Here is a 16,334-nt window from a genome sequence, read left to right on the forward strand (position 1 = left end):
TGTTTTACTGTCAGCCCGACCGCCGGTTCGGGCGGTCGGGCCGGTGATTGTCAATTACCAGTTGGGGTTTTGCGGAATGTTGGCCCGCTGCAACTCTTCGGTCGGGATCGGGAAGAGGTAGTGCTTCTCGAGGAATACGCGATCCTCCTTCCAGAAGCGCTCCATGCGGTAGGTTTTGCCGCCTACCGATATCTTGCCGTTGGGGTCTTCCACGGGGCGCATGCCGCAGATGCGGTGCTGCGTCTTGGGGTAGGCGCCGTATTTGTCGAAATACAACTGTGCCTTCTGGTCGTTCGACCCCTGGATCGAACTCCACTGGGCATCCTTGGCCAGTTCTTCGGGGCTGGTCGGTTCGAGGTAGAACCGCGTCGAGAAGAAGCGGCTCTTTTCGTGGTAGAGCTCCACGCGGCGTTCGCGCAGGATGTAGTCTAACAGCAACTCCTTGTTGGTCTGCGCGGCCGGCGGGATGGGGGCCATGAACGAACGGGCACGCAGCTCGTTCATCAGGTTGTAGACCTCGGGGGTGGCGCCCTTCGAGCGGGTGACCGCTTCGGCATAGACCAGGTAGATCGTCGCCAGGCGGATCAGCGGCGCATCGAAGTTCCAGTTGCCTGACATGCCCTTGGTGTAATAGCCGTCGAAATATTTGCGGGTGAAGTAGCCCGTCGACGTGGAGTTGGCGGCGTTGATGGCGTCGGCACCGGTGGCCGTGTTGATCCACTTGCCCTTGAACATGGAGCCGTGGTAGGTGATGTCGCGGTAGAAACGTGGGTCGCGGTTGACGTAGGGGTTGCCGTCGTCATAGGCCTTGGCCATGTCCTGCTCGGAGATCAGGCTGCCGTAGAGCGCCTTGTGGTTCTGCTTGAGCGCATAGATCGGATAGCCGTAGCCGTCGGGGCCGATCACCTCGTATTCGTCCACCTGATCCTGTACGGGTACCTCGCGTGCCTGTCCCTGCGCCGAAGGCGGGTACATGTCGTTGTGGTAACCCACGGTCTTGCAGTGGAGGTGGAAGAAGATCCATTCGGCCTTCTTGGCGTCGTTCATCGTGCGGTGGAACAGCTCCCAAAGACGGCTGTAAACCGCGCCGTTGCTCTGATCCGTGCCGCCCGAGTCGGTCGTCTGGCTTTTGGGCGAACCCTGGTAGAGCGAGTAGCGTTTCTGCCCCTCGGCCTCGAAATCCATCACGGCCTTGGCGGCTGCGGCTGCGGCGTCCCAGCGCGCGGGGTCGTACGACTGGTAGACCGACGCATAGTTGCGGGTGTCGCCTTTGAGCGTCGACCCGTTGTAGAGCGGCGTGGCTGCGATCCAGAGCGCCATGGCCTTCAGCGCAAGGCAGGCGCCTTTCTCCACGCGGCCGAACTGATCCATCAGGTTCTGCGCCGGGACGCGGGCATAGGCCTCGTCGCAGTCGCGGCAGATCTTCTCGACGATCGTATGGATGTTCTCGCGTTCGAACGGCGGCAGTGCGTTGGGGTTCACCGTATAGTCGACGTAGGGGCATTCGCCGTAGCTTTTCAGCACGCAGTAGTGCAGGTAGGCGCGGATGAAGAGCACCTCGCCGATACGCTGCGAAAGCGTGCCGGGTCGTGCCTCGGAATCAGGGGTGTTGTACTTCTCGATACCTTCGAGGATGACGTTGGCGCAGCGGATGTCTTCGTAGAGTTTGGGCCAGAAGGTGTGGCAGGCGCCGGAGTTGGTCGTGGCGTTGCACGAGGTGTAGAGCTGGGAACCCGGTTCCCAGTCGCCGTCGTTGAACTTGTTGGACCACCCGTTCTCGGCCGAAGAGCCTTCGCATTCGTCCGTGAGCGCCGAGTCGCTGAAGAAACGGATGTGCACGAGCGGCTGGTCGGCGGCGCGGGCGTAGAAGTAGAGCCGGTTGATCAGGCTTTCAGTCTCGTTGAAACGCGAGAATATGTCCTGATCCGTTTTGTCGCCCTGCGGGGTCTTGTCGAGGAAATCCTCGCAGGAAGCCATCAGCGTGACTGCAAAGCAGCTACAGAGCAGATATAAGATTTTTTTCATTGTCATTGGTTTTTGTTGGGTTAGAATGTCATGTTAAGGCCGATGTTGATGGCACGCTGTACGGGGAACCAGCTGCCGTCGCCGTTCTTGATCTCGGGATCCATGTCGACGTCGCCCAGGTTGTCGAACGTGAGCAGGTTCTGTCCCTGCACGTAGATGCGGACGTTCTGGATGCCGGCTTTCGAAGTCCAGGCTTTGGGCAGCGTGTAACCGATCTCGACGTTCTTCAGGCGGATGTACGAAGCGTCGTAGAGGAAGAGGCTCGAATACTGCTGTTTATTGTTGTTGTGGATGCCGTAGTGCAGGGCGGGGTATTTCGCCGTAGCTGCCGTTTCGGGCGTCCAGCGGTCGAGGTGCATCCGGCGCACCTTGCCGATACGCGACTGGTCGTAGAGCGGGAAATCCCATACGGCCGGGCCGCTCAGCTGTACGGAGCAGAGCGCCGAGCCCTGCCACAGCATGCTGAAGTCGAAGCCCTTGTAGGAGAGTCCCAGCGGAATGCCGAACTGGATCTCGGGCGTACGGGGGTTGCCGATGGCTGCGCGGTCGTAGTTGTTGACCACGCCGTCGCCGTTGAGGTCTTTGTAGACCACGTCGCCCGGCTGTACGGGGCCCCAGATGGCGAATCCGCTGCCGCCGTTCATTGCGTTCAGGCGGTCGGCCTCGCCCTGGTCGGCCACGAAGTGGTCGAAGATGTAGCAGAAATTCTCATCGAGGCGTTTGCCGGTCTGGTAACGCCACGGGCAGTCGCGGCCGTTGTTGTCGATGTAGGAGATTTCGTTGCAGTATTTTATCTTGTTGCGTGCGAACGTGAAGTTCGGGCGGATGTAGTAGCGGAAATGCTGCCCGATATGACCGTTCCAGCCGATTTCGAATTCGACACCGTGGTTGTCGACGATACCCGAGTTGACGATCGGGGCGACCTGCCCGACGATGTAGGGGAACCCGACCTTGTCATCTGCCGAGAGCGAGGTGAGGATGTCGTAGCGGTGCTCTTTGAAAACATCGAGCGTGAAGGTCAGCCGCTGGTTGAAGAACTGGGCGTCGATACCGAAGTTGAACTTGCGGGCCTTCTCCCACGTCAGGTTCGGGTTGGCGAACACGCCCTCGACCAGGTAGCTGGTATAGCCGGCCTCGGTCTCGCCGAAATAGGTGGTCATGCCGTCCGACGACTTGTAGTACTGCAGGTAGGAGAAACGGTTGCCCGAAAGCTGGTCGTTACCCACCAGACCGTACGATGCGCGCAGCTTGAGGTGGTCGAGCCACTTTACGCCCCTCATGAATCGCTCCTGCGTGATGACCCAGCCGACGGCACCTGCTGGGAATACGCCGTAGCGCTTTCCGCGGGCGAAGTTCTCCGAGCCGTTGTAGCCGATGTTGAACTCGAAGAGGTACTTGTTCCGGTAGTCGTAGGTCGCGCGGCCCGAAAATCCCATGTAGCGGAAGGGAACCTGGTTGCTGATGACCTTGTTCTGCAGGTAGAAGAGCAGCATGCCCGACACGTTGTGGTCGCCGAATTTGCGGGCGTAGTCCAGGCGCGCCTGGAAGCGTGACGTTCCTTCGGGCGAGCCGTGGCTGATGCTGTTGCTCTGCGCATCGTCCGTGGTACGCTGGTTGGCGGTTATATAGGTGCCGTTCTTGATCCAGTAGTCGGCGTTGTTCTTCCACTCGTCGATGCTGTATTCGGTGGGGAGCATCCAGGTCGAATAGCCCGGGTAGGTCAGGTTGCCCGTGCTGTGGGTCGGCACGCTGTTGTTGATGGTGTGCTGGTTGAACGTGTCGTACGAGAACTGCGCGGCGACGCTCAGGCCCTTGGTGATGAAGTCCAGGTCGTGGCTCAGTTTGAACGATCCCTGCAGGTAGCGGCGCGTACGTTTGCTGAAACCGGTGCGGTTGAGCTGCCCGAGCATGTTGTAGCGGTAGTCGTTGTCGGCATAGAGCAGGTAGCCGCCGTTCTCCTCGAAATCGGCCTGGTTGACGTCGTTGTGGTTGTTGGGCAGGATGATCGGCAGGTAGGGGGGCTGCGTGTTGGCCAGCGAGATGATGTTGGCCGCCGTGGCGCCCGGATAGTTGTATTCCGTTACGCGGGCGCCCAGGTCGACCGAGATCTTCAGCCGCTTGGTGGCGTCGACATCGACGTTGGCGCGGAAGTTATAGCGCAGGAACTTGTTGACGTTGTCGGAGTTCGAATGCTTGTAGTTGCCGCCCTGGTTGTAGTAGCTGCCGAGGATGAAATAACGGGCGCGGTCGGTGCCGCCTCGTACCGAAAGGCTGTAATCCTGGAGGATCGACGGTTTGAATGCGTAGTCGAAGTAATCCCAGTTGTAGCCCAGGCCGTCGGAGTTGTCGCCCTTGGCGCGGCGGAAGTTGCTGATCGTCTCCTGGGAGAAGAGCGATGCCGAGCCGGGATCCAGCGAGGGGTTGTCGTTGAGCATCGCCTCGTTGTAGAGGGTCGCATAGCCTGCCGAACCCAGGTAGTCGGGGTAGCGGATCGGTTCGCTGACACCGACCGACGCCTTGAAATCGACGGTCGGCTTTTCGCCCTTTCGGCCGCGCTTGGTCGTGACGATGATCACGCCGTTGGCGCCGCGGATACCGTAGGGTGCCGTTGCCGAAGCATCCTTGAGGATCGTGAACGTCTCGATCTCGTCCGGGGAGAGGTAGCTCATGTCGCGCTCGATGCCGTCGACGATCATGATGACGTCCGACTTGCCGTAGGTCGATTTACCGCGAATGTTGAGCTGCGCGGCGTCGTTACCCGGTTCGCCGCCGTTGAACTGGTTGACCAGCAGGCCCGGCATGCGCCCGGCTAGCGCATTGTTGATGTTGGCCGTGGGGGACTGCTTGAGGTCTTTGGTGGTGATCGTCGAGATCGAACCGGTGATGGTCTCCTTCTTCTGTACGTTGTAACCTACCACCACGACCTCTGCGAGCGCCTTGCTGTCCTCGACCATCGTGATGTCGATCCTCGTGCGGTTGTTTACGTTTATCTCCTGCGGGGCATAGCCGATGTAGGAGACCATCAGCGTCGCTTCGGCGTAGGGAACCGTGATCGTATAGCTGCCGTCGGAGTTCGATACGCTGCCCGAGGAGGTGCCTTTGACGACGATGGTCACGCCGATCAGCGGGCTTCCCGCGTCATCCTTGATGATACCCGAGACCTTCAGCTGCGAGGAACGCGCCTGGGTGTCCGGGGCGGCTGCCGTCCTGTCCGGAGAGGCCGTGGCGGCCCCTCCCAGACAAAACAGACACAATATCAGTGTTATAATATGATATTTATGCATAACCGTATTGTATTCTTATTGGGTTTTACTCTCTTGTCGTGATTCTGATTGTCGTTTCCGCCGAATTGGTTTTGGAAGCCTCGTCGCATACGGTCTTCGTATCTTCGACACCCTTTTCCCAGGTTTTCTGGAAGACATAGACCGCTCCGACGCTGGTCGCCTGGTAGAGCGTCGCATCGATGGTGCACTTGCAGGTGCAGTTGGTGATTGTGGTGACCTTGTCATTTTCTATGGCGACGATACCTGCCACGATCGGGCGCCACTTGTCGGTTTTGTGGTTGGCCACTACCGTAATGTTGCCGTAGTTCTCGCAACCGTCGAACACGGCATTGTTGTCACCGGCTACGGCGATACCCGCGATGTCGCGCTCGACGGCCGCCGTGAGGTTACCGCGGTTGATGCAGTTCTTCAGCGTGAAGGCTCCGGCGACCTTGCCGGCGATGCCGCCCATGTAGAAGAGGTCGTAGTCGGCCATCGTGGGGCTGGTCATGTTACCCGTGTTTACACAGTTTTCGATCAGGGCCGGCGACGCCACCTTTTCGGCAATGCCGATCAGACCGCCGACCGATGCCGTCGACGCCGCGATGTCGGCCTCGTTGCGGCAGTTGGTCATCCTGAGCGTATAACCCAGGCCTGCGTCCGATCCGACGCAGCCTACGATACCGCCCGTGCGGCGATATTTCGTGCCGTTGGAGTTGTTGAACATGATCTTGCCCTTGTTGACGCAATTGTCGAATACGCCGTAGCCGGTGGCCAGGATACCGCCCAGCGAGTGGAACTGGTGCCCGGGATCGGCGAAGGTGACGGTGAAGGTGCCTTCGTTGGTGCAGTTGCTGAACGTCCAGTTCGATTTCTCGGCATGGCCGAACAATCCTCCGTATTGGCCGGTGTCGACGGCGCCCGGGAAGTCGAAGCTGAAATTGCCTTTGTTCGTGCAGTTCACGAGCGATCCTTCCGTTTTGTCCGCGGTGCCTGCGACGATGCCGCCGATGAACTCCGTCCGGGCTGTCCCCGTGACGATGAATTCGCCGGTATTGTGGCAATCGGTGTAGACCGAACCGACGTTCGCCAGGCCGACCAGCCCGCCGAGATAACCTGCCGTGGTGACGGTTTTCGCCCCGGAGAAGGACAGTGTGGCCTTGTTGGTGACTTTGGTCAGTGCCGCGCCGTTGTTATAGACGGCCAGCGTGCCGGCTACTACCGGGGTGGCTTGCGATACGGACATGCTGCCCGCCAGCGAGAGGTTCTTTATTTCGGCCGTTGCATCGAGCGTGTGGAACAGGCCGAGTTCCTTCGAATCCTGATCCGCCAGCTTGACGGTGATCGTATTGTTCAGACCGTCGAAAGTCCCTTTGAACGGATTGGCGGCCGAGCCTGCGAAGCTGGTTTGGGTAAGGGCGCTCAGATCGATGTCGCTGACAAGGACGATCCTGCCGCCGTTGGTGTAGGCGTCGAGCGGCGCCCCTTCGGTCACCGCGTTGCCGAAGGCTACGAACTCTTCGGGGGTCGAGATGCCCTTCCAGCTCAGGCGGACGCTGAACGATGCCGTGAGCTCTTCCGCCGAAACGGCTGCGAATTCGACCGTGCCCGCACCGGTGCAGTCCGCGCCGTCGGCCGGAGCCGTGACTTTGAGCACCGAATTTTTGATGTCGAGTGCGATGTCCCAGCCTTTGAGCGCCGTGATGTCGCACGTGGCTACGTTGGTGACGGTACAGGGAATGTCGCGCTGCTCGCCGAAGGCGAATTTGTAATCGGCCTCGGCAAAGGAGATGATGGGCAACTTGGTCGAGAGTTCGACGGGGATCGACGAACCCTCGCCGGCCGTCCCGCGGACGCTCAGCGGCGTAACCTTGACGCTGCCTTCCATGGCCGGGTCGGCCTCCTCCTGCGTGGGCGCGGTGACGGTCAGCAGACCCGCATCGACATCGGCCGTGTAAGTCCATCCCTTGGGGACGCTTACGTCGAGCGACGCGGTGTTCTCGCTGGTGAATTCGAATTCCATGCTCTTCCCGTAGGAGAATACATGGGTCTTCGAGGTTGTCTCTTCGTCGAATGTGAGTGTGATGTCGTTTTCCAGGGCGGCTACGGCGAGCGTATAGGTCTCCGTGCGGCCTGCCTGCGACTGTATTTCGATGACCACGTCGCCGCTGGCCTTGGCTCCCAGGTCGGAGGCTGGGGGTGCGGTGACCGAACAGCTCCGCGAGCTGGGGATCACGGTGCATTTCCAGCCTGTGGGCGGGGTGGCCACTGTATAAGTGACGAATGCACTCTTTAAGGTATAAGTGGCCGTCGTGCCGAACCGCATGCTCTGGAGGCCCTCGATGAGGTTGCCCTCCGCGTCATAGAGCTCGAATACGATCGCACCGTCTTCTGCCTCTACATCCTCGATGCCGCAGGAACTGAACAGCAATAGCGGTGCGGCAAAAAGCATGTAAATAAGAAAATGAAGAGATTTTCTCATAAATGAAAGTTTTAGGGTTGAATATTTGGATGAATGAATGGTTCGTAGTCGTGTAAGTCCGGTCGTAGTCTTTACTTTGTCATAGGCATCTCTGTATTTTAAAGGTTGAGAAAAAGATATTAAATGAAAGACGAATAAAAATCAAATGGAGCTATTGTGGATTTCTTATTGTATTCTTTTGTGTTTATTTCAGAGGAAATTCCGCTTTGTTGTTTGTAAAAGTATGCTTTTGGAAAATGTGTATCAACAGCATCAAAATGAAATATGAATGCGTATTTCCGACAATGGGCTGGTGGAAAGCATGTTATTTCCTATACCCGGGTGTTATTATATGAATCCCGTATGAATCGCCGGTGCGCGATTTCCGGCTGTCAGACGATCTCCATGATCCGGCGTTCGAATTCGGCGGGCGGGCATTTGGCGGAGTTCCGCAGCCGGTTGCGGTAGGTGTAGACCGTATTTATGGAGATATGCAGAAACTGGGCGATTTCGCTGTTGCCCGTGATGCCCAGCCGGATCACGGCCAGCAGCCGGAATTCGGTGTTGAGGCCGGGCGTTTTCATTTGCTCCCCGTCCCGCAGCAGTGCGTTGGCCTTTTCCACGAAGTCGGGATAAAGCGAAAGGAATACCCGGTCGAATTCGTGGAAGAACGATTTGTATTCCTGCTCGATGGGCGTAGGCGAGCGCAGCTCACGCAAAAGGCGCTCCTGCCCGAACGAGAGCGCTGTTTTGTAGAGGTGTGTGCGGTGGCGTTCTAATTTGTTGATGTAGAACGTGCTGCGTTGCATGTAGTAACGCAGGTATTTGTCTTTGATGGTATTGGCCTGGGAGAGTGCCCGGGTGGCTGTTTCGTGGCGGAGGCTGCTGGCGGCGAGCTGTTCGCTGAGTTCGTGCAGCCGGGCGCAGGTTTGCGCGTGTTGCGTACGCAACTGTTTGATCTGGTGATTTTGCCTGAAGGCGAGCGAGACGGCCGCCAGTAGAAGAAGTGCGCCCGTTGCGATGGCCGGCAGTGCGGCCTTGCTTTTTCGCGGGCTTCGGAGGTGGGTGCCCCCTGCCGTTGCCGGCTCGGGGTCAGCGTTGCTTTTGCCGGCTTGGTCGCCGTTCGAGGCGTAGCGGACGATTTGCTCCGGCAGGATGTTGCCGGTTCCCGAAATTAAAAGAGGGAAATCCCCCCCCCACGCATTGTGCGGGCGGTAACGTCGTTTTTCGGGACGCAGCAGCAGATCAGAAGGCCGGTAAGCAGAGCGAAATGACGGTTCATGTCTGGTCGAGGGTTAGGTTGTGGTACTACAAATATACATTATAAAATCGAGACTGTACGGGTTGTGCCCGGGTGGCTGCGGTTTGGGGGTAATCAAAGTGCGTTGCCGGCTGCCTCGTTCCCGCGGTAGAGCCGGGCCGGGCCATCGGGGCGCAATTGCCGCCGCCGCTTGGGACGACCCCGGATGACGGGTGTGCGGTTTCGCCGGTCACCATGCCGGAGGTCGTTGCGGGGCAAGTTTGGCCGGAGATTCCGGCAGCGATGTCCCGGGTGGCCGCGGATGTGCCGTACCCGTTTTGCAGGGCGAACGGCAGTGCGGGCGGTATAGGTGCCCTCCTGCTGGGGAGGTCGGCCGAAAGAGTCCGGAATTTCTTTTCCATCGTTTTTAGGCTTTAAGATATGACAAATATATAAGTTTTATTTTAATACAAGTGTTAAAAAGAGATTAAAAGGAAATTTATTTTTGATTATTTGTTGTGTTTATGTTGTTATTTATCTTGCCTTTTATTACTTTTGTCCGCAACGTAGTCGAAGTCCGGTCAACTTCCATCCTCTTTCCATCATTCAATATTAAAGCAAGCAAATATGAAAATCATGCGATTTATCGGAATCGTCTTCGCGCTGTTTTCGGCGGGAAGCCCGTCGGATACGTCGGCGCAGGATTCCGGGAAAAAATACAAGGTCTATATGGTCTCCAATTCCCATCTCGACACGCAGTGGCGGTGGGACGTGAAAGCCACGATCGACGATTACCTATATAATACGACCGTGCAGAATCTGGCGCTGCTCGAAAAATATCCGCATTACGTGTTCAATTTCGAAGGTGCCGTCAAGTACGAATGGATCAAGGAGTACTATCCGCACCTCTTCGAGCGCATCCGGAAATTCGTAGCCGACGGGCGATGGAACATTTCGGGGGCTTCGTTCGAGGCCAACGACCCGAACATGCCGTCGTCGGAGTCGTTTATCCGCAACATCCTGCTTGCACAGGAGTTTTATAAAAAGGAGTTCGGCATCAAGTCGAAGGATATGTTCCTGCCCGACTGCTTCGGATTCAGCCAGGTCATGCCGACGCTGGGACACCACTGCGGCCTGATCGGTTTCTCGACGCAGAAATTGTCGTGGCGCACCGAGCCGCTTGTCGGCGACTCCAAAACCCCGTTTCCGATCGGGCTCTGGGAGGGGGTCGACGGTGCACGCATCATGGTGGCGCTCGAGCCGGGGCGCTATTCGTGGAACGAGTTTCCCGAAGGGGATCTGAGCGCCAACAAGGAGCTGGTCGAAAGCGCCCGGAAGTCGCCTTTCGGCATCGCTTACCGGTACTATGGCAACAAACTGGCGAACGGAGCCGGAGACCACGGCGGCTCGGCCCTGCCCCGCAGCATCCAGCTGCTCGAGGAGGGAATTACGAACGGCAAGGGGCCCGTGGAGCTTGTCAGCGCCACGTCCTCGCAGCTCTACGAGGATTATATGCCCTACGGGAACCATCCGGAATTCCCGGTGTTCGTCGGGGAGATGCCCCTCGACGTCCACGCTCCGGGCTGTTATACCTCCCAGGCCGAGATGAAGCGCTACAACCGCCGTAACGAACAGTTGGCCGATGCCGCCGAGCGTTCGGCCGTGATCGCCGACTGGATGGGAGCCGTCCCTTATCCGAAAGAGGCGCTCAACGATGCCTGGAAGCGTTTCCTCTGGCACCAGTTCCACGACGACCTTACGGGAACCAGCATCTGGGAGGCGTATACCTACTCCTGGAACGACGAATTTCTGGCGCAGGGGCAATTCTGCGATGTGATCCTCGCATCGACCGGGGCTGCGGCATCCGTAATGGACACCCGCGCGAAGGGAAGTCCGGTACTGGTTTATAACCCCGCCGCTTATTCGCGCAGGAGCCTTGTCGAGGCGACGGTCGACCTGCCTGCGGAGGCCGAAGGGGTGGCCGTTTATGCGCCGGACGGGAAGACCGTTCCTGCGCAGATCGTTGCCCGCGACGGTGCCAGGGCGACCGTGCTGTTTGCCGCCGCGATGGAACCCGTAAGCTATGCGGTATACGACGTGAGGGCCGGCAAGGCCGGCAAGGGCAAGGTGCTCAGGGCCTCGGGCAATACGCTCGAGAACTGGGTCTATAAGGTGACGCTCGATGCGAACGGCGACATCGCCTCGGTCATTGACAAGCGCAACGGCCGCGACCTGGTCGAAAAAGGCAAGGCCTTCCGCCTTGCGGTGCTGACCCCCAATGTGTCGAACCGCTATCCGGCATGGGAGATCCACAAGGCGACGCTCGACCAGACACCCGAACCCGTGGATACGGATGTCCGGATCAGCGTGGCGGAGTGCGGCGCCGCACGGGCCTCCCTGAAAGTAGAACGGCGGTACGGCGATTCCCGGCTGGTGCAGTATATCCGCCTGACCGACGGCGGGGACGACGAGCGTATCGATATCGTGGCCGACATTGACTGGAAGACGCCCGACGCCCTGCTCAAGGCCGAATTCCCGATGTCCGTTTCCGCCGAGGAGGCCGTCTACGACATCGGCATCGGCAACCAGCGCCGTCCCACCAACCACCAGCGGGCGCACGAAACATTCGCCCATCATTGGGCAGACCTCTCGGACGGGGACTATGGCATCGCCGTTCTGAACGATTCGAAATACGGCTGGGACAAACCCGCCGACAATACCCTGCGCCTGAGTCTGCTGCATACGCCTTCGACCGAGAAACGCTATGCCGACCAACGGGATCTGGATTTCGGACGCCATACGATGACTTACTCGCTCGTCGGGCACGATGGCGACCATAACCGCGCCGGGGTGGTGGAGAAAGGCGAGCTGCTCAACCAGCCGCTCCTCAGCTTCACGACGCCGAAGCACCCCGGGAAGCTGGGACGCAGGTTCTCTTTTGTCGCGGCTTCGACCCCGCAGATCGCCGTCAAGGCGCTTAAGAAGGCCGAGGACGGCAGCGGTTATATCGTCCGCGTATTCCAAACAACGGGCCGGGAGGTGCGCGGCGCCGAGCTGGCTTTCCCCGTGCGGATCGTTTCGGCCGAGGAGGTGAACGGAATCGAGGAGCCGGTCGGGGAAGCACGATTCGAAGGCAACCGGCTGCTCGTCGATGCCGGGCGTTTCGCGCCCAAGACCTATAAGATTACGCTGGCGGAGGCTCCCGTGGCCGCCCCTGCGATCGAGAATGCCTTTGTGGATTTCCCTGTAAACCAGAACTCCATTTCGAGCGACCCGTTCAAGTCCGTCGCCAAGGTGGATAAGGAGTGCAACTCCTATGCTGCCGAGCTCATGCCCGAAGTGATCGTCCATGGCGGCATCGAATACCGCCGCGGCGAACCCGACGTGAAAAACGTGCTGAACTGCAAGGAGGCCGTCACGGTCGATTTGCCGCAGGGCGATTACAACAAGGTCTACATCCTCGCATCGTCGTCCAGGGGCGACCGCAAGGCCGTATTCGACGTCGACGGCCGCAAATACGAGGCTGTCGTGCCCTATTACTCGGGCTTCCGCGCCCAGTGGGCCTGGGCCGGCAAGACCAAATCGTTCGTCAAGGACGGAACGATCGCCCATATCGGGAACCACCGGCACAAGATGAACGGCCGGAACGATGCCTATACCTTCACGTACCTTTACAGGCTCGGGTTCGATATCGCCCCCGGAGCCGGAAAGCTGACATTGCCCGAGGATGCCGACATCAATATTTTCGCCATTACGGTCTCCGGGAACCGGATCGACGGGACGCGGTGGGCCTGCGAGCCGCGTGCCCTGCCCGTGATCGAATAACGGGGAGCCACTCTATATGCGATAAGCCCGCTCCGGATGTTTTCGGAACGGGCTTATTCTCTATCCCTTTTCAGTAGTCACACGATCCGTAGCCGGGGATGCGCTATAGGGTGACGGCCCTCTGAAATGCAGGCCGGAGCGTTATTGCGGGCGCGGGGGCATTTATCGCCTGAAAAATTTTGCGATCCGGGTGGTTGCGGCGGTACCCATACGGAACCGTCCCCGGATATTTTCGCTCTGGTGCTGCCGGGCCGGGTTATGCAGCCATTCGTGGAAGTCGACGTATATGCCTTTATTGATCATGAATTCGAAAGCTGCGTTCTTCAGCCTTTTTTCTTCGTTGTAACCGGACTGGATGTTGGCGATCAGGTCTTCGAACGCGGCAAAATTGTACGGGTTGGAAACTGGGATTTCGGCTGTGTAATGTTGCTTTTTCATAACTTTTATCTTTTTTATAATTGAAGTTTTGTTTCATCAATTCTAAACGACCCAAAGTATTCGGAATCGGCTCCCTGACAGCGTGTGTATGCACTGCAATTTTGCCGGCTTGTCCGGCGGGAAAATGGTCGGTATATGTTGCGTCGAAAATAATCGGTACAGCCTGCTTTCGGATCCGGCTGTATTGCCGACAGGGGTGTTCACTGCCGCGATCGTGTCGGCAAAGGTAGGGACAATATGTTGAAATCCAAGCTTTTTGTGATGTTTTTTTTGATGCAAAAAATCGAAAAAACTTGCATCGGATTTTATTATTATATTAATATAATAATACCCTTGCCGGAAGGGGTAAGAATCCGGAGCGATTTTTCATGTCTTTTCGCTTGTTCCGTTATCGGATTAATAATGTTCTGAATTGCATCCTGGTGGAAATGGCTTTATTATTGGAGCGGAAGCCCGGTGCGGAGAATTCGGGACATACGAAATTTTTTCGCCCGATCGGCGGGAAGCCGCCTTAATTTTATACATTTGCAAAATCATGTCTCCTGCATTGCGGATAAAACTTTTTTTCGCCCTTGCGGCGTTGTGCCTCGCCTCTGCGGTAAGGGCGCAGGACGGCGCCTATGCCGTCAGCGGCCGGGTGATCGACCGCCTGACGCGCCGGCCGGTCGCCTATGCCGCCGTAGTGCCCGTCGGACAGGAACAACGCGGCGCATCGACCGATTCGCTGGGACGCTTTCGCCTCGAGCGGGTGCGGGCGGGTATTTTCCGCCTCTCGGCCTCGTCCGTGGGGTACAAGACCGTCGTCACGCCCGAATACCTCGTTTCGGCCGCCACGCCGTTCATCGAAATCGAAATGGAGGAGGATGCCACGCAGCTCGAAGCCGTGACGGTCGTGCCTTCGCCGTTCCGCGCCACGGCCGAAAGCCCCGTCGGGTTGCAGGTCATCGGGGTGCGGGAGATCGAGAAGAGCCCCGGCGCCAACCGTGACGTGTCGCGTATCGTACGTTCGTACCCCGGCGTGTCGTTCTCGCCCGTGGGCTATCGCAACGACCTGATCGTACGCGGCGGCGGCCCGTCGGAAAACAAGTTCTATCTGGACGGCATCGAAATCCCCAATATCAACCACTTTGCCACGCAGGGCGCCACGGGCGGCCCCGTGAGCATCCTCAATGCCGATCTGATCCGCGAGATCGATTTCTATACCGGGGCTTTCCCCGCCGACCGTTCCGGGGCGCTGAGCTCGGTGCTGGACATCCGGCTGCGGGATGGGAATCCCGAGAAACAGACTTTCAAGGCGACGCTCGGGGCTTCGGAGGTGTCGCTGAGCGGGAGCGGCCATATCGGCGAGAAAACCTCCTACCTCTTCTCGCTGCGCCAGTCTTACCTGCAACTGCTGTTCAAGATGATCGGCCTGCCTTTCCTGCCGAACTACATCGACGGGCAGCTGAAGGTCAAGACGCGCCTTTCGGAGCACGACGAGCTGACGGTATTGGGGCTGGCGGGCTTCGACAACATGAAACTCAACCTCGACGAGGAGGGCGAAGACGCCGAGTACCTGCTGAGTTACCTGCCCCGCATCCGCCAGGAGACCTTCACCGTCGGGGCCGCATGGCGCCACTATGCGGGCCGCCATGTGCAGACCGTGTCGCTCGGGCACACTTATCTGAATAACCGCAACCTCAAATACCGCGGTAACGACGACTCGTCGGAGGACAACCTGACGCTGCGGCTGCGCTCCGTGGAGCAGAAGACCACGCTCCGCGCCGAAAACCGCAGCTATCTGGGGTGCTGGACGGTGCGCGAAGGCGCCGAGCTGAGCTATTCGGGCTATACGAACCGTACCGAGCAACGGCTTTTCACCGATGAGGCGGCGCTCTCGGACTATCGTACCCGGCTGGGGATCGTGGGCTGGGGCCTGTTCGCCGGCGCGGATTATGCCTCGGCGGACAAGCGCTTCACGGCATCGGTCGGCGTGCGTGCCGACGGGGCCGACTATTCCGCGCGCATGGCGAGGTTCTGGCGTCAGCTTTCGCCCCGGGCGTCGGTCTCATACCAGCTCGGCAAAGGGTGGTTGCTGAGCGGAAGCGCCGGGCTTTATTACCAGTTGCCGCCCTATACGGCCCTGGGATTCAAACAGGACGGGGTGCTGGTGAACGAGGCGTTGGACTACCTGCGTGTGGGAATGTTCAGCGTCGGAGGCGGATGGCGCCTGCGCGACCGCCTGGTCGTCTCGGTCGAGGGGTTCTACAAGAAATACGGGAATATCCCGCTTTCCGTCTCGGACGGCATCCCGCTCTCGTGCAAAGGCGACGACTATGGCGTGGTCGGCAACGAAGCGCTGCGCCCGACGGCCGTCGGGCGGTCGTACGGGGTCGAGGCGATGGCACGCTGGCAGATACCCGGGAGGGTCAACCTCGTCGGTTCGGTGACCCTGTTCCGCAGCGAGTACCGTGCCGATGCCGCATCGGAGTATATCGTATCGGCCTGGGACAGCCGTTTCGTGGCGAACCTCAGCGGCACGTACGACCTGCCGCGCAACTGGAGCGTCGGGGCGCGCCTGAGCGCCGTGGGCGGGACGCCCTATACGCCCTACGATGTCGAAAAATCGTCGCTGGTCGAAGCCTGGGACGCCCAGGGGCGCCCGTACTATGACTATGGGCGTTACAACGACGGGCGGCTCGACACCTTTGCGCAGGTAGACCTGCGTATCGACAAAACCTTCTATTTCCGCCGCTGTATGCTCGGCCTTTACATCGACCTGCAGAACGTGACGGGCAGCAAACTCCGCCGTCCCGACGTGCTGATGTCGACGGGCGTGGTGGAGAACCCCCAGGCCCCGGCGGCGGAACAGCGTTACCGCATGAAGTATATCGGGCAGCAGAGCGGGTCGCTTATCCCTACGCTGGGGATCACCGTTGAGTTTTAGAGAATCCGGGGTCGTGTCTTTGGGCGATATCCGGATCCGGAGCGATAACCGGGGCGGGGCTGGGAAGCCGACCTGCCGCTGCGGCAGGCAGGGAGGTGTCGGGAGAGAAATACGGAACCGCAGGGGGCGGAGATGCCGGCCCCTGCGGTTCCGTGC

Annotated in this window: 7 protein-coding genes; 2 read left to right on the plus strand and 5 right to left on the minus strand. The window is 59.0% G+C overall.

Features of this window, described 5'->3' with window-relative positions; translation table 11 throughout:
- Positions 1-54: 54 nt before the first annotated feature.
- The 4 genes from B3C38_RS05660 to B3C38_RS05675 all read right to left on the minus strand — a co-directional run bounded on the left by B3C38_RS05660 (position 55) and on the right by B3C38_RS05675 (position 8,993).
- Positions 55-2,025 (minus strand): RagB/SusD family nutrient uptake outer membrane protein, encoded by a 1,971-nt coding sequence (locus tag B3C38_RS05660; protein WP_022331894.1) that lies wholly within the window; start codon positions 2,023-2,025, stop codon positions 55-57.
- Positions 2,026-2,045: 20 nt separating this feature from the next.
- Entirely contained in the window at positions 2,046-5,309 is a 3,264-nt protein-coding gene (locus B3C38_RS05665) for a SusC/RagA family TonB-linked outer membrane protein (protein WP_286726148.1), read from the minus strand.
- Positions 5,310-5,334: 25 nt separating this feature from the next.
- Positions 5,335-7,770, minus strand: coding sequence for a hypothetical protein (locus B3C38_RS05670; protein ID WP_286726150.1), 2,436 nt, complete (start codon positions 7,768-7,770; stop codon positions 5,335-5,337).
- Between the two features lie 371 nt (positions 7,771-8,141).
- Entirely contained in the window at positions 8,142-8,993 is an 852-nt protein-coding gene (locus B3C38_RS05675) for a DUF6377 domain-containing protein (RefSeq protein WP_349677386.1), read from the minus strand.
- Positions 8,994-9,616: 623 nt separating this feature from the next.
- Here B3C38_RS05675 and B3C38_RS05680 point away from each other — a divergent pair.
- Positions 9,617-12,814, plus strand: coding sequence for an alpha-mannosidase (locus tag B3C38_RS05680; protein ID WP_286726151.1), 3,198 nt, complete (start codon positions 9,617-9,619; stop codon positions 12,812-12,814).
- Positions 12,815-12,976: 162 nt separating this feature from the next.
- Here the strand turns inward: B3C38_RS05680 and B3C38_RS05685 are convergent, their stop codons facing one another.
- Complete coding sequence (locus tag B3C38_RS05685) at positions 12,977-13,252, minus strand: hypothetical protein (RefSeq protein ID WP_022331900.1); 276 nt, start codon at positions 13,250-13,252, stop codon at positions 12,977-12,979.
- Positions 13,253-13,787: 535 nt separating this feature from the next.
- On the opposite strand from B3C38_RS05685, the gene B3C38_RS05690 reads away from it, so the two are divergent.
- The gene (locus B3C38_RS05690) at positions 13,788-16,178 is read left to right on the plus strand and encodes a TonB-dependent receptor (protein ID WP_286726153.1); all 2,391 of its coding nucleotides are present in this window, start codon (positions 13,788-13,790) and stop codon (positions 16,176-16,178) included.
- Positions 16,179-16,334: the final 156 nt, after the last annotated feature.

Origin of the sequence: Alistipes sp. UBA1686 (genome assembly GCF_002320215.1) — a bacterium.
Classification (GTDB): Bacteria; Bacteroidota; Bacteroidia; order Bacteroidales; family Rikenellaceae; genus Alistipes; species Alistipes onderdonkii.